Below are 26,902 nucleotides of genomic sequence, written 5' to 3' on the forward strand. Positions count from 1 at the left end.
CACATCGTTTACGGAGGTCAAAATGAAACGCGCGAGTAACAGCTACCGTTTGCAGCTCATCAAAGAAGTTGCTATCAGAACACAAGCATCCAACGCGGATCCTACTGACCCAATGGCTTGCCATATACGAGCAATCATGTCCGAACAACGTAATTCTGAACCTTTTAAAGATGTGAACAGCAAATTTAGCGGAGTGCACTTCGACGCTCACGCTGGTGGCTGGGTCAGTGATCTTTGGTCTTTAAAATAGGCCAAGTCTTTATTACATCGTCCTAAAACAATGATTGTTGCGGGCTCTCGGATTCGGGAGCCCCTTCGTTTAATGCTTTGTTTTGCGCTATTTTTCGGCGATAACGTTGCCTGCACAGTTTGATAACGTGAATTTGCTGCGCTGGCGTCATTTCCAACCAACCAAATCTTTCTTCACGTTTACGCATGCATCCTCGGCAATACCCTTTCTCGTCCATTGAGCAAACACCAATACAAGGACTGGGCACAGTAAAAAATTCAAGCTGCTCCATGAGTATTCCTTCTGTTCGGTGATTGATTCATCAAGCCTTATCTTAAGTCTCAACGAGGTTACTTCTGGCTTGTGTTTACAGTTATAAGTATAGAAAAGAGAAGTTTCAATCAACAAATTCTAACCAATCTGAGTGATCCAGCGATTCCTGCGCAAGTTTGCCCGATTCAGGTGCATTGAAGTGGTAAACAAAGTGATTTTGATCACCTAATTTCCATTCTATCAATAAAATTCGTCGATCATTATCACACAAGATATTTCTCTCACTGTTCAACTTCAATTTAATGGCCTAGATTTCATCGAAACGTTTCGATGAACTGTTTTTTTACCGTTAAAGCGATAAAAACACCTTGTTCCAAAGACAAAACATTTGCGATTACATAGGTAAAACAATGAAAAAAAGCGCCCTACTGAACTCAGAACTCTCTTACTTGACGGCAACACTAGGTCATACCGACGAGATCACTATTTGCGATGCTGGTTTACCGATTCCAGACGAAACACAACGCATCGATTTGGCCTTAACTCATGGTGTACCGAGTTTCTTAGATACTGTTCGCGTCATTCTTTCTGAGTCTCAAATTGAAGGTGTCGTAATGGCCAGTGAGTTTTCTCAGGTTAGCCCAGAGCTTCACGCTGCTTTGCTTCAAGAACTCAAAGACGAAGAGTCACGCTGTGGCAAAGCCATCAATATTGCTTACGTGTCGCACGAAGAATTCAAAGTACGCACTCAAGATAGCCGTGCGGTTATCAGAACGGGCGAATGTACCCCGTACGCAAACGTCATTTTCCAAGCTGGTGTGGTTTTTTAATTCCATCTCCCACTCAACAATTGAGGAAAGAGCATGACTCAACCAATTTTAGCGCTAAGCAACATTGATAAAGCCTTCCCGGGGGTTAAAGCGCTCGACCAAGCAGGTCTGAATGTCTATCCCGGCCGTGTCATGGCGCTTATGGGCGAAAATGGCGCTGGCAAATCAACCTTGATGAAAGTGTTAACAGGCATCTACACCAAAGATGCTGGTGACATTCAATATCAAGGACAACCTGCATCGTTTAAAGGACCACGAGATTCTCAGCAAGCTGGTATCAGTATTATCCACCAAGAACTTAACCTGATCCCAGAACTGACGATTGCTGAAAACATCTTTCTCGGTCGCGAAAAAACCAGCCCTATGGGCCGCATCCTGTGGAATGAAATGTATCAGCAAGCGGACAAGTTACTCGCTCGCCTGAACGTAAAATACAGTTCTAAAACTCAGCTAGGTGCACTGAGTCTTGGCGAACAGCAGATGGTGGAAATCGCCAAAGCGTTATCGTTCGAATCAAAAGTCATCATCATGGATGAACCTACTGATGCGCTTACAGATACTGAAACAGAGTCGTTGTTCAAAGTAATCAACGAACTGCGTGAACAAGGTTGCGGCATTGTCTATATCTCTCACCGTTTGAAAGAGATATTTGAAATTTGTGATGACGTAACGGTGCTGCGTGATGGCAAGTTTATCGGCGAATGCCCTGTTACTGACATCAACGAAGATGGCCTGATTGAAATGATGGTTGGCCGTAAACTTGAAGAGCAATACCCACGTATTGACGTTAAACACGGCGACACTTGCTTAGAAGTAATTGGTTTAACAGGCTCCGGTGTTCACGACGTCAGCTTTACACTCAAAAAAGGCGAAATCCTTGGTGTTTCTGGCTTAATGGGCGCGGGTCGAACTGAATTGATGAAAGTCATTTACGGCGCTCTACCTTCAGAACGTGGCGTAATTAATTTAGATGGACGCACTATAAACCCAGTCACTCCTCAAGACGGTTTGGCTAACGGTATCGCATATATTTCTGAAGACCGTAAAGGTGACGGCCTGGTATTAGGGCTTTCAGTGAAAGAAAACATGTCGCTTTGCGCATTAGATAAGCTCTCTAAAGGTATTCAGCTGCAACACAACGATGAAGCCATTGCAGTGGAAGACTTTATCCAGCTCTTCAATATCAAAACACCATCGAGAAATCAGATCATTGGCAATTTGTCTGGTGGTAACCAACAAAAAGTGGCTATCGCTAAAGGTTTAATGACCCGTCCAAAAGTATTGATTCTTGACGAGCCAACTCGCGGTGTTGATGTAGGCGCAAAGAAAGAAATCTATCAGTTAATCAATAAGTTCAAAGCAGAAGGCATGAGTATCATTTTGGTGTCTTCAGAAATGCCAGAAGTCTTAGGTATGAGTGACCGCATCTTGGTGATGCATGAAGGTCGAATCAGCGGCGAGTTTTCAGCTAAAGACGCCAACCAAGAAAATCTATTAGCGTGTGCCGTCGGTAAAACGGTGAACGAGGAAGCAGCATGAGTACTAACACTATGAATAAAACAAATTCTGTCAGCGAAAAGAAGTTGCTGAGTAAAGAATGGCTGATCGAACAGAAATCACTTATCGCATTGCTGTTTCTGATCGTGGTTGTCTCTTTTTTAAACCCAAACTTTTTTACCATGGATAACCTGATGAATATTCTTCGTCAGACATCGGTAAACGCCATCATCGCCGTAGGTATGACGTTAGTTATTCTGACTGGCGGTATCGACCTGAGTGTCGGTTCTGTACTTGCTCTTTGTGGTGCTTTTGCCGCAAGCCTTATAGCTATTGAAGTTCCGGTATTAATTGCGGTACCAACAGCACTTATCGCTGGTGCTGCACTAGGGGCGATCAGTGGTTTCGTGATTGCCAAAGGTAAGGTTCAGGCGTTTATCGCAACCCTAGTTACCATGACTTTACTACGTGGTGTGACCATGGTTTACACCGACGGTCGACCAATCTCTACTGGCTTTACCGATACTGCGGATGCATTTGCATGGTTTGGTACAGGCTACATGCTAGGTATTCCAGTTCCGGTATGGTTGATGGCAATCGTATTTGCCGCAGCTTGGTACCTTCTAAATCACACTCGTTTTGGCCGCTACGTATATGCGTCAGGCGGTAACGAATCAGCGACACGTCTTTCAGGTATCAACGTAGACAAAGTCAAAATCGGCGTTTACGCAATCTGTGGTCTTCTTGCAGCTCTAGCGGGCATCATCGTGACATCACGTCTATCGTCTGCACAACCTACTGCAGGCATGGGCTATGAGCTTGATGCTATTGCAGCGGTAGTGTTAGGCGGAACAAGCCTACTGGGCGGTCGCGGTAAGATCATGGGCACACTGATTGGTGCTTTGATTATCGGCTTCCTGAACAACGCACTAAACCTACTAGATGTGTCTTCTTACTACCAAATGATTGCAAAAGCAGTGGTTATCCTGCTTGCAGTACTTGTAGACAACAAAAACAAATAACCCGTGAAACAACAGACCTAACTTCGGTTAGGTCTCCCCCAGCATAAGGAAATTAAAATGAAAAAATTGGCAACTCTGATTTCAGCTGCACTGTTATCAACCTCTGTTTCTGTCTCTGCATACGCGCAAGATACGATGGCAATTGTCGTCTCTACGCTGAACAACCCATTCTTCGTTACGATGAAAGATGGAGCAGAAGCAAAAGCAAAAGAGCTCGGCTATAACCTTATCGTTTTAGATTCACAAAACGACCCAAGTAAAGAGCTTTCAAACGTGGAAGACCTTACTGTTCGTGGCGTGAAAGCAATCCTGATCAACCCAACAGATTCAGATGCGGTATCAAACGCAATTCGCATCGCAAACAACGCTAAGATTCCAGTATTGACTCTGGACCGTGGTGCAAGCCGCGGTGACGTAGTGAGCCACATCGCATCTGACAACATTATTGGCGGCGAAATGGCAGGTCACTTCATCATGGAAAAAGTGGGTGAGAAAGCCAAAGTTATTCAACTAGAAGGTATTGCTGGTACTTCTGCGGCACGTGAGCGTGGTGAAGGCTTTATGAATGCAGTTAAAGGTAGCCAAATGCAACTACTTGCTAGCCAACCAGCGGACTTCGACCGTACTAAAGGTCTGAACGTAATGGAAAACCTACTAGCAGCGAACCCAGATGTTGAAGCGGTATTTGCACAGAACGACGAAATGGCTCTAGGCGCACTTCGCGCAGTTCAGGCTTCTGGTAAAAACGTAATGATTGTTGGTTTTGACGGTACAGACGACGGTATTGCAGCGGTAGAACGAGGCAAACTGGCAGCAACGGTTGCTCAACAACCAGATATGATCGGTGCGTTAGGTGTAGAAACAGCTGACAAAGTACTGAAAGGCGAAAAAGTGGAAGAGTACATCCCAGTTCCACTAAAAGTTATCACTAAGTAATTGCTAATCACACCCTCTCCTCACGGGGAGGGTGAAAAAAGACAGCTTTAATGTTTTAAACTTTAACGTGTTAAGTAAATAAAGACTTTAAACCTCTCTTTTTATTCCTAAAACACTGAGGACTTCTTCTATGAATAAGTTGGTGGTATTCGGTAGTGTCAATGCAGACCACGTTCTTCAAGTACCGACTTTTCCTCGCCCAGGCGAAACACTTCACGGCCGCAATTACCAAGTTATCCCAGGTGGCAAAGGCGCAAACCAAGCTGTAGCGGCAGCTCGTTTGAAAGCCGATGTCGGTTTTATTGCTTGTGTGGGTGATGACTCGTTTGGCATTAACATTCGCGAAAGCTTTAAAGTCGATGGCATCAACGTATCAGGGGTCAAGCTACAACCAAACTGCCCTACTGGTATCGCGATGATTCAGGTCTCTGACAGCGGTGAAAACAGCATCTGTATTTCTGCCGAAGCGAATGCAAAGCTCACTGCAGAAGCCATTGAGCCGCATCTTGACCAGATACGTAATGCACAATACTTCCTTGCTCAACTTGAAACACCGCTAGACGGTATTATCCAAGCCGTTCAAGTGGCAAAAAGTGCGCAAACTCAGGTGATTCTAAACCCTGCCCCTGCACGTGAATTGCCAGATGAACTGCTTAGCTGCGTCGATATCATTACTCCGAACGAAACTGAAGCTGAAGTGCTGACAGGCATCACCGTCTCCGACGATGAATCAGCACAAAAAGCGGCGGATATTCTTCATAGTAAGGGGATCGAAACTGTCATGATTACTCTCGGAGCCAAAGGCGTTTGGTTGAGTCAGAATGGTAAAGGCGTCATTATTCCGGGATTCAGAGTAAAAGCGACCGACACAACCGCAGCTGGCGATACCTTTAACGGCGCTTTTGTTACTGGCTTGTTAGAAGAAATGCCTTTAGAATCAGCGATTAAATTTGCACACGCCGCCGCAGCGATTTCTGTTACCCGTTTTGGCGCGCAAACCTCTATTCCACAACGCTCTGAGGTTGATGCATTCTTAGCTGAACAAAAGTAAAGGATACTGATGACATGGCAACAATGAAGGATTTAGCAAAACTCGCCGGAGTTTCAACATCGACTGTTAGCCATGTGATCAACAAAACCCGTTTCGTAAGCGATGAGATTGCGGAACGGGTTAACAAAGCCGCTCAAGAACTCAACTACGCTCCTTCCGCTCTAGCTCGCAGCCTTAAAATGAACCGTACCAAAACCATTGGCATGTTGATGACAACATCAACCAACCCATTCTTTGGTGAAGTGGTCAAAGGTGTCGAACGTAACTGTTACCAACAAGGTTATAACTTGATTCTGTGTAACACAGAAGGCGATCACGAGCGCATGAAAGCCTCAATCAATACCCTGCTGCAAAAACGCGTAGACGGTATTATTTTGATGTGTTCTACATTGGTGGGTGAACGTATTGATGAGTTTGAACGCTACCCAGATATCCCTGTCGTGGTGATGGACTGGGGCCCGATGCTATTTTCCAGCGATAAGATTCAGGATAACTCTCTGCTTGGTGGCTACATGGCCACTAAACATCTGATTGAGAGTGGTCATAAAGAGATCGGCTGTATTACGGGGCCTTTGAATCATCATCAGGCACAGATGCGTTATGAAGGCTACAAACGTGCGCTGCGTGAAGCTAATTTGGAAATACACCCTGAATGGGTCATGGAGTCGAACTTTGAGTGCCAAGGGGGCTACGACACGTTTATCAAGCTGATGAAGTTAAATTCGTTGCCAAGTGCTCTCTTTGTCAGTAACGACATGATGGCAATGGGTGTGATTAACGCAGCAAATGAAAACAACCTCTCCATTCCGGATGACATCTCCATCATAGGCTACGATGACATTCACATTGCCAAGTTTATGTCTCCGTCGTTAACCACCATTCATCAGCCTAAATACCGCTTAGGAAAAGCGGCTGTTGATACACTGCTTAAAAAGATCAATAAGCTGAGCAATGAGCCTGAGATTATTCAACTCGAACCAACACTTATCGTTCGTAAAAGTGTTAAGCAACTTTAGGAATTGTCTTACATACGGCAATTGACAACCCAACAATATTTATACATTTCAATAAGTAACAAACAGATTGATGTGATTTGAGACTCAATCTATGACCTCATGCTGACAAAAACAGTGTTTTATTGACTATACTGAGCGGAATTTCCATATTCGGAGTGAATCATATGAAGCTGATTTCAAAATCGCTACTTGCAGCGGTAACGCTGCCTGTAATTCTAACGGCTTGTCAAAGTACTGGTGATGAAGTGCAAATTACGGCTCAAGACCTACAACACCACAACTGGGAACTTACTCAAGTTGATGGTAAAGACGTAGTGAAGAATGAACGCTTAAGAACTCCTAACCTAGAAATTGGCGAAAAAATGATTGCCAATGGTAACGCTGGCTGCAACAACTTTTTCGGCCAAGCGGAAGTGAAAGACAACAAGTTCCGTATTGAGAAAATGGGCAAAACCATGAAGATGTGTATCGGTGACATCATGGATACCGAACAAGCAGTTTCTCAAACGCTACAAGATTGGAGCGATATGACGCTAACGAAAGATTCATTGGTACTGAAAAACGATGTCCACACACTGACATTTAAACTTAGCGACCATATGAATTAAGCGTTTATAAACACATAAGTGAATCATAAAAAATAGCAGCCATTGGCTGCTATTTTTGTTTTCGGTTTAAACGCACATCTAAACGTCCGCTAGCTAAATACTAAGGCTTTCAGTGCTGACTCAGAATTGATATCTGCAAACTCTGGCGGGTTATCGAGACGATATTGGAAGTTCAAATCTGGAGCTTCAGCTTTCATTCCGTCAATCAGAAAATCACTGCTTACCATTGGCGAGTTAACGCAAGCCAACACTTCCCCTCCTTCCGTCAATAGTTCTGGAAGACGACGAAGAATTCTTTGGTAATCTTTAGTCAACGCAAAGCTACCTTTCTGAAAAGAAGGCGGGTCAATAACGATCAGATCATAAGGTCCAGCTTTTTTGATTTTCCCCCACGATTTAAAGATATCGTGTCCTAGGAAACTCACTTTACTGACATTGTGATCATTAATCAGATGGTTTTCTCGCCCTTTCGACAAAGAACCTTTTGCCATATCGACATTGACGACTTTATCGGCCCCACCCGCTATCGCTGCCACGGAAAATCCACAGGTGTAAGCAAACAAGTTAAGTACGTTCTTATGTTTGGCGTGTTCTCTCACCCAGTCTCGGCCTAAACGCATATCGAGGAACAAGCCAAAGTTTTGGTTTCTGCCAATATCAAGCTGATACTTCAAACCACTTTCAACCACAACAGGTCTTGAATTCAACTCTCCCCAAAGTACTTGGGAAGGAGCTCCGTCAGCGTAGCGGTGTTGAAGCAAAATACAACTGCCGTTTCGCTGTTGCCATAAGGATGATTGCGATAACGCTTGCAAACCTTGTTCGAGTGCTTGAAGAAACTCTTCTTCCACTTCTTTGAACAAGTTTACAACCAGTTGTCCCTGTAGCCAGTCACAAGTAATTTGCTCCAAGCCTTCCCAACGTTGACCTCGACCATGAAACAGTCGACGAACTTCATCAGGGGCTTGTGTGAGCTGAGCATTAAGCTCTTCAAAAAAAATGGGTAAAGCTGAAAGTTGCATAATATTACTTTTTCACTGTTGGCCAGTTAAGTGACCAAGGTTGTAACCATAATTCGATGTTTTGACTCACCACTTCGCTGTTCCATTTCTGCCCAAGGTACTCTTTTTCTCTTGGGTCACAGAGAAACTGAAAGGTTTCGCCAGCATAAATAAACTTAAGAGCAAAGGCGTGTAAATATCCACGGTCAGCTTCATCGGAAGCGTTATAAATAGGGTCACCTACGATTGCTGAACCAATCGATTTAAGCGCTACACGAATCTGATGCGTTTTTCCTGTGTGAGGCTTACACAAAAACAATCTCTCGCCTGGTTCTGCTGCGGCTGAGAAAAATTGGGTCACCGCCGGATTCTGCTGAGTCGCAAGCAGTTTCCAAGAAGCGCGACGAGAACGCTCCATATCACCGCTGATCAGGCCTTGCTTTTTCTTTGGCTTCTTACTGCCAAGAGCTAAATAGAATTTTTCAACATCACGATGAGCAAAGGCTTGAGAAAGTTCGCTTGCTGCTTGAGCATTACGCGCAAGCAATAATATGCCTGACGTCATCTTATCGAGTCGATGAACTAAATAAAGCTGAGAATCACCGCTGACTTTGCCAACTTCTTGCAACAGCATGGTATCGCCATCATCTTTGTGTACCGAAACATTCGGATGCTTATTGATGACGATAAAATCAGAGTGAGTAAATAGAATATCGAACATGATGCCCCTCAATAATGGACGGCCATTATACTCAACTGAGACTAAAGGTCAGTAAAACATTATGTTGCCGCCTTTAGATAGACATAAAAGAATAGAGATAAAACAAAGGCCGCTAAAAGCGGCCTTATGAAATCAAACATCTTAATAATGCGAACAGCTGATTATGCGAAGAACACTAGCAGCATAAGTACCGGACATACGAAACGTACGTAAGTCGGCCAAATTTTCCAGAACCAGCTACTCTCAATTTCTGGGTAGCCTTGCTTTAGTTCATTCAATACTTGGTTGCGGTTCCAAATCCAACCTGCAAGAAGCGTAATCAGCAGTGCAATGATTGGCTGTGAGTAAACCGTCGTGAATTGAATCACCAAACCGAACAGGCTTGAGAAGTTCATAACAATCACACCAGAGGCAATCGTTACCAAACCACCAATCCAAAGTACTGCTGTATTACGGTTCTGTTTTAGCTCTTCCGTCGCACAAGAAACAGGAACTTCTAGCATTGAAATCGATGACGTCAGCGCCGCAATGATCATCAGTAAGAAGAACACGACACCGACGATTGCACCAACCGCGCCCATGGTATCGAACATGGCTGGAAGTACTGTGAACACAAGCGTATCCGAATTCAGAAGCTCGCCAGATTCAGAGAAGATTTCAACACCGTGATTTTTAGCAACAAACATAGCAGGCAGAATCACTAGACCTGCGATAAATGCAACGCCAGTATCGATCAAAGCCACTTGAGCCGCAGTTTTTGGAATGTTGGTATCTTTCTTCAGGTATGAACCGTAAGTGGTCATTACACACACACCTAAAGATAGCGAGAAGAATGCTTGCCCCATCGCACCCACAATTAAAGAAGGCGTGAAATGAGAAAAATCAGGGATAAGGTACATCTTCAGGCCTTCCATTGAGCCTTCTTGAGTAAAGATGTAAACCGTTAGCAGAGCGAACAAAGCAAACAATACTGGCATCAAACGCGTTGACCACTTTTCGATACCATCAGCAACCCCGCTACGTACAACATACATAGTGATCGCCATGAAAGACACCATCAATACTAGGTTGCGTTCAGTACCAAAACTGGTGAGCCAATGAGCCGCACTGTCCATCCCAACCAGAGTTAAACCACTACCAAAGAAAGAGCCAATCAACCAACCTGCAACGATCGCGTAGAAAGCCAGAATCAAAGAGACAACCGTTAAGCCGACAACACCAAGCAAAACCGCGCCCGCTTTACCCTTAGGCCAAACAGATTTAAACGAACTGATTGAGTTCGACTGACCATAACGGCCAATGGTGAGCTCTGCTACTAACATTGGAAATGCAAGTAGGAAAACCATAAGCAGATAAACAAAAAGAAATACCGCGCCACCATTGCTGGCCGCCTGAGTTGGGAAACCCCAAACGTTTCCTAAGCCTACAGCAGAACCTGCTGCTGCCATGATGAAGCCAAATCGAGAGGTGAACTGCCCTCTAGAACTACTTGCCATAATTTTTATACCGATGTGTGTGTTTGCGTTATATGTTTGTCGATAGCCACATTTGCGTGTAAATTTAATTTTACACAAACAAAAATATCAATAGATATCGAAGTGGTGGCAAGTAAAACAGTTTGGGAATAAAATTGGAAGCCCGAACAGACTAATTTATGGCATTCATGTCTATTTAATAGATTAAATGGTGCTTTTTTGGTCTTTTTGTAAGAATTTATTCCTACAACGCCTGCGCAACAAAAAGCATCCATCTGCATATCTTTTACATTCATTTACGCTAAATTCTTTCTTCACATATGCTTTCGACTTAATATCACCACTAGGTATTTTAGATATAAGTGACTCATGGATAAGGTTTATCATTTCTTAACACTTGCAGGCATCGCGCTCTACTGGTTCCTTGTGGCGGGTGTCACCATACGTGTGGTACTCAAACGCAACGCCGTGAGTGTCTCTTTGGCTTGGTTGATGATCATTTATATCCTGCCGATACTGGGTGTGATTTGCTATTTCCTTTTTGGTGAACTGAATCTAGGGCGCAAGCGCGCAGACAGAGCGAAAGAGATGTTCACTCCCTTTGGTGAGTGGTTTAAGTCCTTAAATGCGTGTCAGGCACACATGCCTGAAGCCATGGGGGCACACATTTCTAAGATTGATGAGCTGTGTAATTACCGAATGGGCATTCCAGCTTTATCGGGAAACACCTTGTCGCTGTTGAATTCTCCCAACGAGATCCTTCACTCCATCATCGAGGATATCGAACAAGCAAAGTCCACGATACGAATCGTATTCTACATTTGGCACCCGGGTGGATTAGCTGACTCTGTTGCATCCGCGCTCATTCAGGCCGCAAAACGGGGTGTTGATGTCAAAGTACTTTTAGATTCCGCTGGTAGCCCTCGTTTTTTCCGCAGTCATTGGGAAAAGATGATGCGCGACTCCGGCATTCAACTGATTCAAGCTTTGGAAGTGAGCCCGTGGCGTATATTCCTGCGTCGTCTCGATCTTCGCCAACATCGAAAAATCATCGTTATTGATAACAAAGTGGCTTATACCGGTTCGATGAACATGGTTGACCCTGCCTATTTCAAACAAGATTCGGGTGTCGGTCAGTGGATTGATATTATGGTTCGGGTAACAGGTCCGACGGTAAACGTGCTTTCTGCCATTCATTGCTGGGACTGGGAAGTTGAAACCGGAATACGTGAACTTCCGCCACAACCAGAATGTCAGATTAACCCGCTTCTACCTCAACACCCTGTTCAGGTTGTTCCTTCCGGCCCAGGGATGCCCGAAAATCTAATTTCTCAGGTTTTAACTTTAGCTATCAACCAAGCGAACGAGTCTGTGTGCATTACGACACCTTATTTCGTGCCAAGTGCTGACCTGCTATCAACCCTAAAAATGACGGCGCAACGAGGCATTAAAGTCGACTTAATCATTCCAATGAAGAATGACTCCTTTATGGTTCAATGGGCATCTCGATCTTTTTACGGTGAACTATTGGAAGCCGGCGTCACCATCCACAAGTTTTATGGCGGCCTCCTGCACACGAAATCCGTCGTGATTGATAGAAAGTTCTGCTTGGTTGGAACTGTTAATCTGGATATGCGCAGCTTGTGGCTCAATTTCGAGGTAACACTGGCAGTGGACGACCAAGAGTTCACTGAAGAAATGTACTGGTTACAGCAAGGCTATATGGAACAATCTCAGCAAGTGGAGTACGAGAACTGGGAAAAACGCCCCCTCGGGCATCGGTTCCTCGAACGTGTCTTCTACCTGTTTAACCCACTTCTTTGATCTTTTTGCCTTTGCAGGGTTGCATTTAAACATGTCTCCATGTTTTAAATAGTCAAACGATGCATTTAACAAGGACAAACCATGGCAGAAGGAAAAAAAACTACGCTTGTAACCGCTGGTCGCAATAAGAAATGGACCAACGGTGTAGTTAACCCGCCCGTTCAACGAGCTTCAACAATTGTATTTAACAGCGTTGCGGAAAAAAATCACGCAACCGCAAACCGCGCTAACAAAACTCTGTTTTACGGACGCCGTGGCACAACAACACATTTCGCTTTTCAGGAAGCAATGAACGAGGTTGAAGGCGGTGCTGGCTGTGCGCTCTACCCTTGTGGTACCGCTGCGATAAGCAATACTATTTTGTCTTTTGTTGAGACAGGTGACCATGTTTTGATGGTGGATACCTGTTACGAACCTACTCGTGATTTCTGCGAAAAAATCCTTGCGAAGCTAGGCGTAGAAACGACCTACTTCGACCCAATGATTGGCGAAGATATCCGAACGCTCATCAAACCAAACACTAAGATGCTGTTTTTGGAATCTCCGGGTTCAATCACGATGGAAGTTCAGGATGTTCCACTGCTATCCAGCATAGCTCACGAGAATGACATTATTGTCGTGTTGGATAACACTTGGGGCGCAGGTGTGAACTTCTCACCATTCGATCATGGTGTCGATATCTCTGTTCAAGCGGCAACGAAATACATCGTTGGTCACTCAGACGTAATGTTAGGCACCGCAGTGTGCGTTGAAAAGTACTGGCCTCAGTTGCGTGAGCAAAGTTACCTGATGGGACAATGCGTATCGCCAGACGATGCGTATCTAGCTTTGAGGGGTTTACGCACTCTTGATGTTCGCCTACGCCAGCATGCTGAAAGCAGCATCAAAGTTGCTGAGTGGCTTGCAGAACGACCAGAGGTCGATCATGTTCGTCATCCGGGTTTACCTTCTTGTCCTGGTCACGAAATTTTTAAACGTGATTTCACTGGTGGCAACGGTCTATTCTCATTCGTGCTGAAAACAAGCTGCCCTAAAGCAACCACCGCTCTGCTGGATGGAATGAAACACTTCAGCATGGGTTATTCATGGGGTGGTTTTGAAAGCCTGATTTTAGCCAATGAGCCAAACAGTTTTAACAGCCTGCGCACAGTAGCAAATCCTAACTTTGAAGGTACGTTGATTCGTCTGCATATTGGTCTGGAAGATGTGAACGATTTGATTGCAGATTTAGAAGCGGGGTTAGCTCGCTACAACTCCGTTATTTTGGAACAAGCGGTTACCGCATAGCAGTAACCATTACCCAAAAAGCAACAAAGAAAAAATGCAAAAGAGCACCGGAGTGCTCTTTTTTATTGTACTGATTCTTACTGCAATGATCTGCTCTACCGCTTATTTTTTGGGGCAATGCTCAAGGTGATCGTTCACCATGCCAACGGCTTGCATGAGCGAATAGCAGATAGTTTCGCCAACAAACTTAAAGCCTCGCTTCTTAAGAAACTTACTCATGGCTTTTGACTCTTCTGTAGAGACGGGCACTTGGCTCATATCCTGCCAATGGTTGATTTTAGGTTGACCGCCGACAAACTGCCATAGCGCTTTATCTAACGAACCAAACTCTTTCTGAAGTTCAATCGCGGCACGGGCGTTAGAAAACACAGACGCTATTTTCCCTTTATGCTTAACCACATCAAATTGGTCGATAATCTTTTGAACGTGCGATTCATCGTACTGCGCTAACTGGTTAATATCATAATCTTCAAACGCTTGGCGATAGCCTTCTCGCTTCTTCAAAATCGTTATCCAACTTAAACCAGCCTGTGCGCCTTCTAGAGTGATAAATTCGAACAACTTAACGTCATCATGCACAGGAACACCCCATTCTGCGTCATGATACTCTCGCTCTAGTGGATTTTTCATTGCCCATGCACACGTGTTATCTGCCTTATCTGACATGCAATTGTTCCTTGTTATTCCGCTCAATGGGTGGATTATAACTTATTGAATTCTCGATTCACTTTAAATGCGTCTGAAGTGACATACGCCTCCATATTGCGTACCCGTTTTTCTACTTTAGTTAAGTCTTCATTCAAAGTATTGAGCAATGCACCAGGGGTTTGACCTTGCTCCCACGGCTTACTTTTCAACGTGTGTTCACGTTGTGACTTGACGCTTTGCTCGTATTGATAAGGCTGCTTCTCTAGCATCAACATTAATGCTAGGTAAGCTAATACAATCAAAAAGCCGCCACCCAATAGCCCTGCAGAGATAACCAGTATGCGAACAATCCACACCTCTAAGCCAAAATAGTTCGCCAGACCAGCGCACACGCCACCTATCTTGCCATTTACTGGGTCGCGATATAATTCTCGGCTAGTCATAGTTGCGCCTCCAATTTGGAGATTCCGCATCCAGAATCCGCTCAAGTGTTTCTATACGCGATTGCAAACCACTCGCTTTTTCCGAAAGCTGTTGCAGCGTTTCATAGTCTTCTGAAGAAAGCCCGCTGCCCACTTTTCGTTTACTGCGATAGTGTAGAAGCAGCCACAGTGGGGCGACAAAAATCAGAAAGACAATGAGTGGTCCAGCAAAAAATACTGAGGTCATAGTCTACTCCTATTATTTATTTTATTGTTCTACTGCTGATCTTGTTTCATTTGCTGTTTAAGTTTTGCCAGTTCTTGCTCAATTTCATCCTGAGCTTGAAGTTCTGCAAACTCTTGGTCAAGAGACTTACCTTGCGCAGACTGAGCGTAAAGATCCGCTTCTGCTTCTAATTCATCCACTTTACGTGAGTATTGCTCAAACTTCGACATTGCTTCTTCGGTACGGCTGGTATGCAAGTGACGTTGCACATTACGACGATTTACCGCCGACTGAGAGCGGATAGCCAAAGCCTGTTGCTTCGCGCGAGTCTCAGTGATTTTGCTTTCTAACTTAGTGATTTCGCCAGTGAGTTTATCAATGGTTTCTTCTACTAAAGTTTGTTCCGTGTGTAAGCTTTTCAGAACTGATTGCAACTTCTGCTTTTCAATCAAAGCTGCACGTGCCAAATCGTCACGCTGCTTGTTCAGTGCCAATGTAGCTTTGTTTTGCCAGTCTTCGATTTGTTCATCGATACTTGCTACTTTACGTGCGAGTTCTTTTTTATCTGCTATCGCTTTGGCGGAATTAGTACGAACTTCCACCAGCGTATCTTCCATCTCTTGAATAATGAGACGAATCATTTTTTCAGGATCTTCCGCTTTATCCAGCAAAGCGCTGATATTGGAATTTACGATGTCTGCAAAACGAGAAAAAATGCCCATATTTGACTCCTTAGTTATCCATTCGCTGTTCAAACCTGTCACAGCCTAGTTACCTCTTGTGTATTCCAAGTTCCATGCCAATTTTCATGGCTTTATTTTTCAGTAGCTTACATTGAATTACCCAAAAGACAGGACTATGCTATAAACGATTTAGCCAACAGTTGGTAAATTTCACCAACTATTTAATCCGTTACTTAGCGAAAAAAATGCGGTGACCAATAACGTCTTGTTATGGATAGAGAGAGATAACTGTGCAACAAAATTTAATTGGGGAATCCCCAGCGTTTCACGCCGTTCTGGATAAAGTCTCTCGCTTAGCACCGATTGAACGTCCGGTTCTTATCGTTGGCGAGCGCGGTACAGGTAAAGAGCTTATCGCCCAGCGTTTGCACTATCTATCAAAGCGTTGGGACCAGCCATTAATCTCACTCAACTGTTCAACACTTAGCGAAGGCTTAATCGATTCCGAGCTTTTCGGCCACGAGTCTGGCTCGTTCACGGGTTCGAAAGGCAGGCACCAAGGCCGCTTTGAACGCGCTGAAGGCGGTACGTTGTTTCTTGACGAACTCGCCACTGCACCATTGTCGGTACAGGAAAAATTGTTGCGGGTCATCGAATACGGACAATATGAACGTGTCGGCGGTAGTCAAGCCCTAAATGCCAATGTACGCTTAGTGTGTGCGACCAATGCAGACTTACCAAAGCTTGCCCAAGAGGGCGATTTTAGAGCTGACCTGCTCGATAGGTTAGCATTTGATGTTATTCACCTTCCGCCACTTCGTGAGCGCAAAGAAGACATTGCCCTGCTGGCGGAGTATTTCGCTATCCGTATGTGTCGAGAACTCGAACTGCCTTTCTTTGCTGGTTTTACACCACTGGCTATGCAGAATCTTACGGAGCATCCTTGGCCCGGCAATATTCGAGAGCTTAAAAACGTGGTAGAACGAGCGGTATATCAACACGGTACTGCTGACTCCCCTATCGATTCATTGATTTTTGATCCGTTCCAAAAACATTGGCAAGAAGAAACTCAAGAACCTTCAGCGACACTCAACAAGCAAGAAGAAAACCAAGCTGAGCTTGCATTCCCGATGGATTTCAAACAGTGGCAGGAACAACAAGATAAATATGTCATTAATGAATCGCTGAAATTTGCCAAGTTTAATCAAAGACAAGCCGCTAAGTCGCTCGGATTAAGCTATCATCAATTTCGAGGGCTGATGAGAAAGTATCAACTTTCAAAAGGTGAATAACCCTATATTTTCTACGCAGAGTAACTATGTATTCAAATCAGTGCCTTGCCTAAGAGCGAATTAATTCTCGCTGAACAAGCATCGTGAGGTTACTTGGGTATACGCAGTAACCTTTTTCTTGGTTTAACACCCGAAAGAATGGTAAATTAGCAGGATTTTGAGGCAAACGTGATTGTTACTTTTAGCGCTTATCGACAACAGATCGCTTTCTACTTTAATGGAATAGTTACTTTGCTTCGTTTCCCACACTGTTTTTCTATATGAACACTTTATTACGAATCACGCTCGGATTATGCGGACTAAGCCTTCTTGCTGGCTGTGGAGAAGAAATTGATCATACAATAATCCGCCAAAGCGGTTTTGTTTATTGTGGTCAAGGCAGCCCTAGTACCTTTAATCCTCAATTAGTCGATAGTGGTATTACTTCTGAAGCATTAAGTCCGCAGTTGTACGATACGCTGTTGAAGCTTGATCCGGATACACACGCTCCCATCCCAAACATTGCGACGAAATGGCAAGTCAGCGAAGACGGGACAGAATATACGTTTAGTTTACGTACTGGTGTTAATTTCCATACTACTTCTTGGTTCACCCCTACTCGTACAATGAATGCCAAAGATGTAGTCTTCAGCTTTAAGCGCATCATTGATCCGACGCATCCTTACCACTACGTAAGCAATGGCAACTATCCTTGGTTTGCAGGTATTAACTTTCGCAGTCTTTTGAAAAGTGTCACCGCCGTTGATGACCAAACAGTAAAGTTCACTCTTAGCCGTCCTGACAATAGCTTTTTATCAAACATTTCAACCACTCATGCGGTTATTTTGTCAGAAGAATATGGGCAGCAACTGCAGATTAAAGACGAAAAACACAATATCGACGATTCTCCAGTTGGTACCGGACCTTTCCTCCTTGATGAGTTTAAAGTCAACGATTTAGTTCGTTTGCGTCGCCATGAAGGATATTGGAATAGCCCTGCTATTATGAAGCAGGTGGTGTTCGATATTTCACAACGTGGTACAGGCACGTTAGCCAAACTGTTACGTAACGAATGTGATGTGTTGAGCTTCCCAATTTCCAGCCAAATACCTGTTATTCAAAAGCAAGGCAATATCGATCTTTCGATTAAGCCAGCGATGAACGTGGCTTTTATTGCTGTTAACACCTCGCATCCAGCGCTGAATGATGTACGTGTGCGTAAGGCGTTAAACTTTGCTATCAACCGTCAAAACATCCTTGATTCTGTGTATTACGGCACTGGCAGTATTGCTTACAACATTTTGCCACCAAGTTCATGGGCTTATCAGAAGGACGATATCCAAATCCGTTATGACCGTAATTACGCGCTTGGTTTGTTAAGAGATGCTGGTTATGCCAATGGCCTTGAATTGTCGATGTCTGTGCCTATTGAGCCTCGTTCTTATAACCCGAGCCCCCGTAAAATGGCAGAAATGATTCAGTCAAATCTTGCGGATGTTGGCGTCACTCTACACCTGATTACTGAAAGTAACGTCAACCGTTCTCAGTTGGCGGAGAAGAGTCATATTGACCTGTTTCTAAGAGGCTGGACAGGTGATACCGGTGACCCAGATAACTTCTTGCGCCCACTGCTTTCATGTGGAGCAAACCGTGCAGGGCTTAATGCGTCTATGTGGTGTAACAGTGATTTCGATTTCTTACTCGATTTGGCGTTAGAAGTTGATCGACCTAGATATCGACTCAATCTTTATAAACAGGCACAAACCATTTTGAACCAAGAGTTTCCTGTCATTCCGATTGCGCACGGAATGCAATTTAAAGCGTATAACAAAACGTTAACTGGTTTTCGTTTAAGCCCGTTCAGTGTCGAACCGTTTAATAATGTGAAGAGGATTACCGAATAATGTTTATCTATACGGTACGTCGCTTCAACCTGTTTATCATCACTCTACTGATCCTGACTTTGGTGGGTTACAGCCTGATGCGTCTTGAACCCCAATCACCTTGGGCAATTCAGGATTTCTGGCGCGGTTGGTGGATGTATTTAGGCGAGCTTTCTCAATTCAATTTTGGCACAACGAAGAGTGGTGTTGATATTGCCTCTGAGTTAGTTAAAGTCTTCCCGGCAACACTTGAACTATGTTTGATTGCCTTTTTACTTTCTCTCTTTATTGGTTTACCGATTGGTACCATTGCAGGCATGAAGCAAGGCAAATGGATTGATACTATTATCTCCTTTACTTCGATGATGGGTTACTCGGCTCCGCTGTATTGGATAGCCCTGATGATGATCATGATCTTCTCGCTGCATTATGGCATGTTCCCTGTCTCAGGACGCTACGACCTATTGTATGAAGTAGAACCAGTTACTGGCTTTATTCTTATTGATGCGTTCTTCTCCAAAGGCGTTAATAGCGCCAACATCCTGCATAGCGTATTTCAACACATGATATTGCCTTGTTTTGTGCTGGCACTAGCTCCGACCACTCAGGTTATTCGCTTGATGCGTTCTTCTGTTGCAGATGTCATGTCTCAGAACTACGTCCGTGCAGCGCGAATTAAAGGTTTGTCCTATTACAAAATAATTACTCAACACGTATTGCGTAATGCGATTCCGCCTATCATTCCAAAATTCGGTGTTCAGCTATCGAGCATGCTGACTTTAGCTATCATCACTGAATCGATTTTCAACTGGCCGGGCATTGGTCGTTGGTTGCTTGATGCATTGTCAAATAAAGACTACATGTCTATTCAGGCGGGAGTCATTGCAGTGGGTTCTTTAGTATTAACCGCGAATATTCTATCGGATTTGATCGGTGCGATGATCAACCCTCTGGTGAGAAAGGAATGGTATGCTAACAAATAATATTTATCAGGAAGAGCACATTCCCACTCAGTTTGAACGTTTTTGGCGTAGCTACAGAGCCAATAGCCTCGCTATGTTTGGACTCTGGAGCTTGGGTTTAATTATCCTCATAACGCTCATCTCTCCTTGGTTAATGCCTCATGATCCGCACGGTCAAAGTGGCCACCTTTTAATGCCACCTTCTTGGGACCCGTCAGGTTCAGTTGAGTATTTCCTAGGCACAGATGACTTAGGTCGCGATATCTTGTCACGTCTTATTGACGGTTCTCAGCTCACTTTTGGTGCTTCGGTCATCATTACCTTTATTGCTGCATTTGTTGGCTGCCTTATCGGTATCCTTGCGGGAATGACGAAAGGCCTGCTGTCCAGTATTCTGAACCACCTGCTAGACACAGTAATGTCAATCCCATCACTGCTGCTGGCGATTATTTTTGTAGCCTTTCTTGGTTTTGGTGAGTTCAACGTATTGCTGGCTATCTGCCTCGCTCTGATTCCAAGGTTTGTACGTTCCGTTTATATCGCAGTGCATAGTGAAGTAGAGAAAGATTACATCATGGCGGCCCGTCTCGATGGCGCGAGCGACGTATACCTGTTATGGCATTCAATTTTACCCAATACGCTACCAATGCTTGCTCAAGAAGTTACTATGGCGCTGTCTATTGCTATTCTTGATATAACAGCATTAGGTTTCTTGGGCCTCGGAGCACAAGCGCCAAGTACTGAATGGGGTGCTATTCTGGGTGACTCTGTAGAACTTATCTACCTTGCGCCTTGGACAGTGACCCTACCCGGCCTCGCGATCATGTATACCGTCGTAATGATCAACCTTGTCGGTGAAGGCGCACGCCAAGCATTAAATGCAGGAGTCGAATAATGCCATTATTAGATATTCGTCATCTGACTATTGAAATTGATACCCCACAAGGCCTCGTTAAAGCGGTAGACCGCATGAGCCTCACCCTTAACGAAGGTGAAATTCGTGGCCTAGTGGGAGAATCCGGCTCTGGTAAGAGTTTGGTCGCGAAAGCGATTGTCGGTGTTTGTAAAGACAACTGGCGAATTACCGCAGACCGCATGCGTCTGGGGAATATTGATTTACTGCAACTGACACCACGAGAAAGACGTCGTGTCATTGCCCGCGATATAGCGATGATTTTTCAAGAGCCATCAACCTGTCTGGACCCTTCTGAAGAGGTGGGCAAGCAGTTGATAGAATCTATCCCGACACGCACATTTGAAGGCAAATGGTGGCAACGCTTCACTTGGCGTCACAAGCAAGCAGTTGCGTTGCTGCACAAAGTAGGCATCAAAGATCATAAGCGTCTGATGGGAAGCTACCCATATGAACTGACCGATGGTGAATGTCAAAAAGTTATGATTGCAATGGCGATTGCTGCCAAACCCAAGTTGCTTATTGCGGATGAACCAACCAACGACTTAGATCCCATTACGCAGTCGCAGATTTTGCGTTTATTGAGTCGTATGAATCAGGTCAACAATACCTCGATTCTGCTTGTTGGCCATGACTTAACCACTATTACTCAATGGGCGAATCGCATTACCGTAATGTACTGTGGTCAATCGGTCGAGTCTGCTGATACCAACAAAATTCTCACTGAGCCAAAACACCCTTATACATCAGCATTGCTCAAAGCGATGCCGGATTTCAGTGACTGGATTCCGCATAAACAGAAGCTGCATTCTCTGCCCGGTTCCATTCCTCCGTTGCAGCATTTACCCATTGGCTGTCGTTTGGGTCCTCGCTGCCCATACGCAAAGAAACAATGTGTTGAAGTACCGAGAAGTCAGATCATTAAGAACCATAAGTTTGCCTGTCACTTCCCTCTTAACGTAGAGCAAAAATCATGAGCGTTTCACTATTAGAAGTCAGTGACCTTAAAAAGAACTTTGTAACGCGCTCTGGTCTTTTCCGTAAGAAAGTACAAGAAGCGGTTAAACCTGTCAGTTTCACTCTTGAAGCGGGTCAAACCATCGGCTTTATCGGGCAAAATGGTTCCGGTAAATCCACTCTTGCACGTATGCTGGCGGGAATGATTGAACCTACTGGTGGAGAAATTCGCGTTAACGGCGAATTGCTGGAGCACAAAGATTATTCAACACGCTGTAAGCTGATACGAATGATCTTCCAAGACCCGAACACGTCGCTCAACCCTCGTATCCAAATAGGTCGCATTTTGGAAGGCCCGCTAAAGCGGAATACCAGTATGCCACCGGAAGCGCGAGAAAAACGCGTCAAAGAGACATTGCTCCGAGTTGGCTTACTGCCGGAGCACGCCTACTTTTATCCGCAGATGCTAGCAACAGGTCAGAAGCAACGGGTGTGTCTTGCGCGAGCTCTGATCTTGCAGCCTTCTATCATCATCGCGGATGAAGCTTTGAATGGTTTGGATATGGCTATGCGATCTCAGATCATCAACTTGTTCTTAGAGCTGCAAGAAGAGATGGGCGTATCGTTTATCTACGTATCACAACATATCGGTGTGATTAAACACATCACAGATAAAGTGATGGTTATGCACGAAGGCGAAGTGGTTGAATCCGGAAATACGCTGGAGGTGTTGTCTGAACCACAGCATCCTATTACTCAACGTATGATTGAGAGCCATTTCAATAAGGCACCATGCTTCAAATAGGCCGACTTTATATCGTCTTATCGTCTCTTCTGGTGCTGCTCGCCAGTACCAAAGTTATTGCTCAGAATAACTGGCAAAACACCTCATTCGTAGAACGGGCCTTTATTCATGTGGCTCTGAGAAATGAGTATTCAGCGGGTAAGAAACCATTAGTAAAGTGGCAACAACCCATCAAAATCTGGATTCAGCATAAAGTCGGTGATCAAGCCTTGCATGACGAGCTGGCCGATGCGCATATCAAACATCTTAATCAAATCATTGGCCACCCTATCTACCGAGTACAAACACGCCAAGAAGCCAACGTAGTTTGGATTTTCACCCAACAGAAAAACTGGGGTGAAGATGTTGAGCGTGAGATGGGTAAAGAGTCTACCAAACATATGTTTGGCGCCGTATGCCAAGCTGGCTACAAAACAAACCCGAAGACCCATGAGATTATCTCTGCAACTGTGGTCATCCCTGTAGACCAAGCACGCAGCCACGGGAAACTCGTGGCTTGTATTGTCGAGGAAATTACTCAAACCCTTGGTTTGCCAAACGACTCTGAATTCGCCTACCCTTCGATTTTTAACGATAAAACACCCGAAGATTTGCTCTCACCTCTGGATATAGTTTTGCTGAAGTTACTCTATGAGCCAGAGTTAAAAACCGGTATGACCGAATCACAGGCTCGCCCTGTGCTCAGAAAATTAATAAAACAGTATCAACAAAAAGGCCTGCTAAAGCAGGCCCTTAAAGAATCTCAGTCATCACCACTCTATCAGTGGTTTCGCTAATTAGCGACGAGCGTTCTGCTTGTCGAGTTCAAAATCAAACTCGTCAGGAAACAGCACAACACCTTCTTCGTTTTCGTTTGGAAAAACAACCACTGACAAGTCATCTTGTTCTAGGCCGCTTGTCCAACGACTGCGCCATTTGTTGTATGAAATCGCTTCGGCTTCACACTCACTCCATTCGCCAGTTGCCCAAGCTTCAGCAAACTCACGATTTGGCCATACTGGCACGCAATCGTCATCTTCAGTATTGAGCATCACACAACCGTGTTCGTCTTTTAGAATCCACACTTGCTGATTCGCTACAATTTCCTTAATGCAGTATTTAAAGCGCTGCTCTTGGTCGTACTGATTAATTGTCGCGATTTGTTCCGCGGTTAACGCATTGGACATATTAGCCTCCAAACAAAACGCCCACAGCAGTTTCTAAGCTATGGGCGTTAAAACCTTTATTAGGCTGGGCATCATACCCGAAATCAGCGATTAAGCTAGCTCAGCCTGTAGCCAAGGCCAGCCTTGCTTCTTACGGCTTAGAGTATTTTCCATCATCAATACTCCGTCTGACAGATGCTTCGCCAGTTTCTCTGACCACTCACCTTTAAACAGCAAACGGGTTTGCGCAGTAGTGATGTCAGTCAGCATTAGAGCTGCAAACGCAAGGTTCTCTTGTTCGCAACGACGCTCCAAATCCGCTTCTAGCGCATCAATCATAGTGGCAACTTGGTCTAATGTCGCTAGTTCAATTTGACCAACGACAACATCACGGCCATTAAATGGGTAAGCTTTAAGGTCTTTCTCAACCAATTGAGCCGCAGATAAACCTTCAATGTCTGTTTTAGCAATCAGAAGAGCTTGGATAAATGCATCTAGATCTTCGATTTCAGCCAGAATAGCCAGTTCAGCAACGGCGTCTTTGTCTTTTTGAGTACAAGTAGGAGAAGCAAAACCAACCGTGTCTGAAAGAATCGCAGAGATCATAAGCGTTGCTGTTTGCTTAGTGATTGGAGCATTTTCCATTTTGAATAGGTTAAACAAAATAGTGCTAGTACAGCCTACAGGCCAAATCCATGCTTCCAGTGGATTCACTGTCATCACATCACCCAAACGGTGGTGATCGACAATACCTAGAATTTCTGCCTCATTTAAGTCATCAGGCGCTTGCGCTAAGTCGGTGTAGTCAACTAACCATACTTTTTCACCAGCTACACTAGTACGTAATTCAGGCTGTTCAGCGCCTGCGGTAGTCAAGATGTGCTGAGTTTCACGGTTGATTTCGCCTTGGCGTACCGCTTTCGCTTCTAAACCACGTGCTTTCAACAGTTCGGCAGCCACTAATGCGCTACAAATACTATCACTGTCTGGATTCTTATGACCGACTACTAAAATCATCACTGTTCCTATTATTCTGACCCTTGAGGGTAAACAACACATAAAGATGAGTACTGTACTTATTTTGCGGAACTCTTCATGGAGCTAAATCAATAAAGAGTGACTAACTCATCGATTTTTTGCTTGTTGGAATCGAGGGTTGAGTAATAATTGGCAAAAGGATTTCAAAGAATAACAACGATTAAACGGGAGAAAACGTGAATAGCACGATTGATATCGCATGGTGGCAATTAGCCCTTTTTAGTTCAGTGCTCATCATTCCCGTTATGGTGAGTAGAATTTATCAACTGGGTATTAGTAAAGAGATCTTCATTTCCGTAGGTCGAATGACCGTACAACTGATACTCGTCGGTATGTATCTGGAATATCTGTTTAAGCTCAACAGTATTTGGATTAATCTCATCTGGCTTTCCCTGATGATACTCATCGGAGCCAGCTCTATCGTTTCAAAAACTCGCCTGCCGACGAACAAGCTGCTTGTGCCGATTGTTTTGGGTTTAGCGGCAGGGCTATTTCCTATCGTGATCATTCTCTGTTTCGGCATTGTTCAACCATCACCTTGGTATAGCGCGCAGTATCTGATCCCGTTAGCCGGAATGCTTTTAGGAAATAGTCTCAGCGGAAACATCGTTGCTTTGCAGAACTTGTTCACCGCTTTTGAAGAACGAAAAAGTGAATACGAAGCCGCAATCTCATTAGGTGCATCACCTCAATATGCTTCGAGGGATTTTGTGAGAAATGCGCTACGGAAAGCAAACGCTCCCATCCTTGCTTCAATGGCAACGACGGGCTTAGTGACACTACCGGGTATGATGACGGGACAAATACTGGGCGGGGCTTCCCCCCTTGTCGCAATCAAATATCAATTGATGATCATGATTGCCATATTTGTAATGATGACAATTTCTCTCACTTTATCTATTCATTTAACGTTAAAGGCTACTTTTACTAAAGAAGGTCGAGTAAATGTGACATTTCGTGACTAGAAATTGATATTTAGTACAAAATATCACCTTTATGTAACAACCTAAAATAGTGCATTTGTCGCACGTAATTTGTGCACAATTGTCGAAAAAATCATTCAGTTGCGTTTACACACGGTATTTAAAACAGGTTATCCACAGAAATTGTGGATAAGGTGAATAACGAGTTTTGTTGCGCAACAAAAGCTTGAGATAGAAATCATGAAAAAAGCGGCATTTCTGCCGCTTTTCTTATTTGAATAACTGTCAATGTCAGTGATGTAGCCTAGTCTTTTAGATAGATCAACCAGTACCACATACCAACGAACACACCACCACCAACAACGTTACCCAGTGTTACCGGAATCAGGTTATTGATGATGAAGTCCATCATGTTGAGGTCAGCGTAGTCTGCAATATTCGCCCCTGTCATCTGCCAAAAAGCTTCCGGAGCGAAATTCTTAATGCCGATCGCCATCGGTACTTGGAACATGTTGGCAATACAGTGTTCAAAACCCGAAGATACAAACATAGCGACAGGTAGTACCAACACCATGACCTTATCTGTCAGTGATCGGGCGCTGAACGTCATCCATACCGCTAGACAAACAAGAATGTTACACATCAACCCCAAAGAAAATGCCTGAATAAAAGTATGGTGGAGTTTATGTTGTGAGATAGCCATGGCATTTAGACCAAGTTGACCACCGTCTTCCATGTATTGGCGTGTGGACAACATAATAGCGACTAATAAAACAGAACCTGCGAGGTTACCCAGATAAACAACTGTCCAGTTTTTCATCAACTGGCGCCATGAGATTTTCCCGCTGGCTTTTGCAACCAAAGTAAGGACTGTACTGGTAAAAAGCTCACCGCCTGTAATGACCACAAGAATAAGGCCTAAGCTAAACGCTATACCGCCCAATAATTTCGTAACGCCATAAGGTAGATCGTGAGCGCCAGTTGTCACTACGGTGTAAAACACAAATGCAATACCAATATGAATACCCGCAGAAATGGCTAGAAGAAAAGATTTGTATGCGGCTTTGGTTGCTTTACCAACCCCAGTCTCAGCGGCACGTTCAGCCATTTGAGGTGGGAGCAACGAATCGAATTGACTATGTTCCATAATTAAAAAGTTACATTTTGATACAATGAGAGCTCGCGATAATCGCTCCAAAACCACGAATATTCAAGGGCTATTTTTACGTTAACTAAAAATGTTTATTTCGGGAGCA

30 protein-coding genes are annotated in these 26,902 nt (G+C 44.3%); 18 read left to right on the top strand and 12 right to left on the bottom strand.

Translation table 11 applies throughout. From position 1 onward, the window contains the following. The first annotated feature begins 22 nt into the window (after window positions 1-22). Entirely contained in the window at window positions 23-250 is a 228-nt protein-coding gene (locus AAGA51_RS08865) for a hypothetical protein (protein WP_042482134.1), read from the top strand. A 22-nt stretch (window positions 251-272) separates the two neighbouring features. On the opposite strand, the gene AAGA51_RS08870 is transcribed toward AAGA51_RS08865, so the two are convergent. Then, window positions 273-521 (bottom strand): DUF1289 domain-containing protein, encoded by a 249-nt coding sequence (locus AAGA51_RS08870; protein WP_042482132.1) that lies wholly within the window; start codon window positions 519-521, stop codon window positions 273-275. Window positions 522-912: 391 nt separating this feature from the next. On the opposite strand from AAGA51_RS08870, the gene rbsD reads away from it, so the two are divergent. The 7 genes from rbsD to AAGA51_RS08905 all read left to right on the top strand — a co-directional run bounded on the left by rbsD (window position 913) and on the right by AAGA51_RS08905 (window position 7,462). After that, window positions 913-1,332 carry a D-ribose pyranase gene (rbsD, locus tag AAGA51_RS08875; protein ID WP_042482130.1) on the top strand — a complete coding sequence of 140 codons (420 nt, stop codon included), beginning with the start codon at window positions 913-915 and terminating at the stop codon, window positions 1,330-1,332. Between the two features lie 33 nt (window positions 1,333-1,365). Then, window positions 1,366-2,871, top strand: coding sequence for a ribose ABC transporter ATP-binding protein RbsA (gene rbsA, locus AAGA51_RS08880; RefSeq protein WP_042482128.1), 1,506 nt, complete (start codon window positions 1,366-1,368; stop codon window positions 2,869-2,871). Next, a complete protein-coding gene (gene rbsC, locus AAGA51_RS08885) occupies window positions 2,868-3,851 on the top strand; it encodes a ribose ABC transporter permease (protein WP_042482126.1) in 984 nt (327 codons plus the stop codon). The genes rbsA and rbsC overlap by 4 nt, the downstream gene beginning before the upstream one ends. A gap of 57 nt (window positions 3,852-3,908) precedes the next feature. Beyond that, window positions 3,909-4,787 (top strand): ribose ABC transporter substrate-binding protein RbsB, encoded by an 879-nt coding sequence (rbsB, locus tag AAGA51_RS08890; protein ID WP_042482124.1) that lies wholly within the window; start codon window positions 3,909-3,911, stop codon window positions 4,785-4,787. Between the two features lie 130 nt (window positions 4,788-4,917). Then, window positions 4,918-5,838: a ribokinase gene (gene rbsK, locus AAGA51_RS08895; protein WP_042482122.1), complete on the top strand. Its 921-nt coding sequence runs from the start codon at window positions 4,918-4,920 to the stop codon at window positions 5,836-5,838. Window positions 5,839-5,852: 14 nt separating this feature from the next. Next, a complete protein-coding gene (locus tag AAGA51_RS08900) occupies window positions 5,853-6,854 on the top strand; it encodes a substrate-binding domain-containing protein (RefSeq protein WP_042482120.1) in 1,002 nt (333 codons plus the stop codon). Window positions 6,855-7,018: 164 nt separating this feature from the next. Next, window positions 7,019-7,462, top strand: coding sequence for an META domain-containing protein (locus tag AAGA51_RS08905; RefSeq protein ID WP_042482118.1), 444 nt, complete (start codon window positions 7,019-7,021; stop codon window positions 7,460-7,462). Between the two features lie 89 nt (window positions 7,463-7,551). Here AAGA51_RS08905 and AAGA51_RS08910 read toward each other — a convergent pair whose 3' ends face one another. The 4 genes from AAGA51_RS08910 to AAGA51_RS08925 form a co-directional block, all read right to left on the bottom strand. Next, a complete protein-coding gene (locus AAGA51_RS08910) occupies window positions 7,552-8,484 on the bottom strand; it encodes a class I SAM-dependent methyltransferase (protein WP_042482116.1) in 933 nt (310 codons plus the stop codon). A 4-nt stretch (window positions 8,485-8,488) separates the two neighbouring features. Beyond that, on the bottom strand, window positions 8,489-9,184 hold the full coding sequence (locus AAGA51_RS08915) for a TIGR01621 family pseudouridine synthase (protein WP_042482114.1): 696 nt from the start codon (window positions 9,182-9,184) through the stop codon (window positions 8,489-8,491). Window positions 9,185-9,345: 161 nt separating this feature from the next. After that, on the bottom strand, window positions 9,346-10,632 hold the full coding sequence (locus tag AAGA51_RS08920) for a sodium-dependent transporter (RefSeq protein ID WP_042482112.1): 1,287 nt from the start codon (window positions 10,630-10,632) through the stop codon (window positions 9,346-9,348). A gap of 53 nt (window positions 10,633-10,685) precedes the next feature. After that, window positions 10,686-10,955, bottom strand: coding sequence for a hypothetical protein (locus AAGA51_RS08925; RefSeq protein WP_156102009.1), 270 nt, complete (start codon window positions 10,953-10,955; stop codon window positions 10,686-10,688). Window positions 10,956-11,028: 73 nt separating this feature from the next. Between AAGA51_RS08925 and cls the strand changes: the two genes are divergently transcribed. Next, window positions 11,029-12,483, top strand: a complete 1,455-nt coding sequence (gene cls, locus AAGA51_RS08930) for a cardiolipin synthase (protein ID WP_042482107.1) — start codon at window positions 11,029-11,031, stop codon at window positions 12,481-12,483. An 81-nt stretch (window positions 12,484-12,564) separates the two neighbouring features. Continuing rightward, on the top strand, window positions 12,565-13,770 hold the full coding sequence (locus AAGA51_RS08935) for a cystathionine beta-lyase (RefSeq protein ID WP_042482105.1): 1,206 nt from the start codon (window positions 12,565-12,567) through the stop codon (window positions 13,768-13,770). A 102-nt stretch (window positions 13,771-13,872) separates the two neighbouring features. On the opposite strand, the gene AAGA51_RS08940 is transcribed toward AAGA51_RS08935, so the two are convergent. From AAGA51_RS08940 to pspA, 4 genes are read right to left on the bottom strand one after another with little or no spacing between them, the layout of a single operon-like run. Then, a complete protein-coding gene (locus AAGA51_RS08940) occupies window positions 13,873-14,436 on the bottom strand; it encodes a DNA-3-methyladenine glycosylase I (protein ID WP_042482102.1) in 564 nt (187 codons plus the stop codon). Between the two features lie 35 nt (window positions 14,437-14,471). Then, window positions 14,472-14,861, bottom strand: coding sequence for an envelope stress response membrane protein PspC (pspC, locus tag AAGA51_RS08945; RefSeq protein ID WP_042482100.1), 390 nt, complete (start codon window positions 14,859-14,861; stop codon window positions 14,472-14,474). Continuing rightward, window positions 14,854-15,087, bottom strand: coding sequence for an envelope stress response membrane protein PspB (gene pspB, locus AAGA51_RS08950; RefSeq protein ID WP_042482097.1), 234 nt, complete (start codon window positions 15,085-15,087; stop codon window positions 14,854-14,856). Before pspB ends, pspC begins: the two co-directional genes overlap by 8 nt. A gap of 29 nt (window positions 15,088-15,116) precedes the next feature. Then, the gene (gene pspA / locus AAGA51_RS08955; protein WP_042482095.1) at window positions 15,117-15,788 is read right to left on the bottom strand and encodes a phage shock protein PspA; all 672 of its coding nucleotides are present in this window, start codon (window positions 15,786-15,788) and stop codon (window positions 15,117-15,119) included. 251 nt (window positions 15,789-16,039) lie between these two features. On the opposite strand from pspA, the gene pspF reads away from it, so the two are divergent. From pspF to AAGA51_RS08990, 7 genes are all read left to right on the top strand, one after another. Beyond that, complete coding sequence (gene pspF, locus AAGA51_RS08960) at window positions 16,040-17,041, top strand: phage shock protein operon transcriptional activator (protein WP_042482093.1); 1,002 nt, start codon at window positions 16,040-16,042, stop codon at window positions 17,039-17,041. 260 nt (window positions 17,042-17,301) lie between these two features. Then, a complete protein-coding gene (gene sapA / locus AAGA51_RS08965) occupies window positions 17,302-18,924 on the top strand; it encodes an ABC transporter substrate-binding protein SapA (RefSeq protein ID WP_042482091.1) in 1,623 nt (540 codons plus the stop codon). Beyond that, on the top strand, window positions 18,924-19,886 hold the full coding sequence (locus AAGA51_RS08970) for an ABC transporter permease (RefSeq protein ID WP_042482089.1): 963 nt from the start codon (window positions 18,924-18,926) through the stop codon (window positions 19,884-19,886). The genes sapA and AAGA51_RS08970 overlap by 1 nt, the downstream gene beginning before the upstream one ends. Next, window positions 19,873-20,760: an ABC transporter permease subunit gene (locus tag AAGA51_RS08975; protein WP_042482087.1), complete on the top strand. Its 888-nt coding sequence runs from the start codon at window positions 19,873-19,875 to the stop codon at window positions 20,758-20,760. The genes AAGA51_RS08970 and AAGA51_RS08975 overlap by 14 nt, the downstream gene beginning before the upstream one ends. Next, window positions 20,760-21,755: an oligopeptide/dipeptide ABC transporter ATP-binding protein gene (locus AAGA51_RS08980; RefSeq protein WP_042482085.1), complete on the top strand. Its 996-nt coding sequence runs from the start codon at window positions 20,760-20,762 to the stop codon at window positions 21,753-21,755. The genes AAGA51_RS08975 and AAGA51_RS08980 overlap by 1 nt, the downstream gene beginning before the upstream one ends. Beyond that, window positions 21,752-22,540 carry an ATP-binding cassette domain-containing protein gene (locus AAGA51_RS08985; RefSeq protein ID WP_042482082.1) on the top strand — a complete coding sequence of 263 codons (789 nt, stop codon included), beginning with the start codon at window positions 21,752-21,754 and terminating at the stop codon, window positions 22,538-22,540. The genes AAGA51_RS08980 and AAGA51_RS08985 overlap by 4 nt, the downstream gene beginning before the upstream one ends. Then, window positions 22,528-23,316 carry a DUF2927 domain-containing protein gene (locus AAGA51_RS08990; protein ID WP_042482080.1) on the top strand — a complete coding sequence of 263 codons (789 nt, stop codon included), beginning with the start codon at window positions 22,528-22,530 and terminating at the stop codon, window positions 23,314-23,316. Before AAGA51_RS08985 ends, AAGA51_RS08990 begins: the two co-directional genes overlap by 13 nt. Here AAGA51_RS08990 and AAGA51_RS08995 read toward each other — a convergent pair whose 3' ends face one another. Both AAGA51_RS08995 and AAGA51_RS09000 read right to left on the bottom strand, forming a co-directional pair. Continuing rightward, a complete protein-coding gene (locus tag AAGA51_RS08995; RefSeq protein WP_042482078.1) occupies window positions 23,317-23,706 on the bottom strand; it encodes a DUF2750 domain-containing protein in 390 nt (129 codons plus the stop codon). Window positions 23,707-23,796: 90 nt separating this feature from the next. Continuing rightward, the gene (locus tag AAGA51_RS09000; RefSeq protein ID WP_042482076.1) at window positions 23,797-24,702 is read right to left on the bottom strand and encodes a manganese-dependent inorganic pyrophosphatase; all 906 of its coding nucleotides are present in this window, start codon (window positions 24,700-24,702) and stop codon (window positions 23,797-23,799) included. Window positions 24,703-24,899: 197 nt separating this feature from the next. Between AAGA51_RS09000 and AAGA51_RS09005 the strand changes: the two genes are divergently transcribed. Beyond that, window positions 24,900-25,688 carry an ABC transporter permease gene (locus tag AAGA51_RS09005; RefSeq protein WP_042482074.1) on the top strand — a complete coding sequence of 263 codons (789 nt, stop codon included), beginning with the start codon at window positions 24,900-24,902 and terminating at the stop codon, window positions 25,686-25,688. A gap of 262 nt (window positions 25,689-25,950) precedes the next feature. On the opposite strand, the gene focA is transcribed toward AAGA51_RS09005, so the two are convergent. Continuing rightward, window positions 25,951-26,793: a formate transporter FocA gene (gene focA, locus AAGA51_RS09010; protein ID WP_042482072.1), complete on the bottom strand. Its 843-nt coding sequence runs from the start codon at window positions 26,791-26,793 to the stop codon at window positions 25,951-25,953. Window positions 26,794-26,902: the final 109 nt, after the last annotated feature.

The organism is Vibrio diazotrophicus (assembly GCF_038452265.1).
GTDB lineage: Bacteria > Pseudomonadota > Gammaproteobacteria > Enterobacterales > Vibrionaceae > Vibrio > Vibrio diazotrophicus.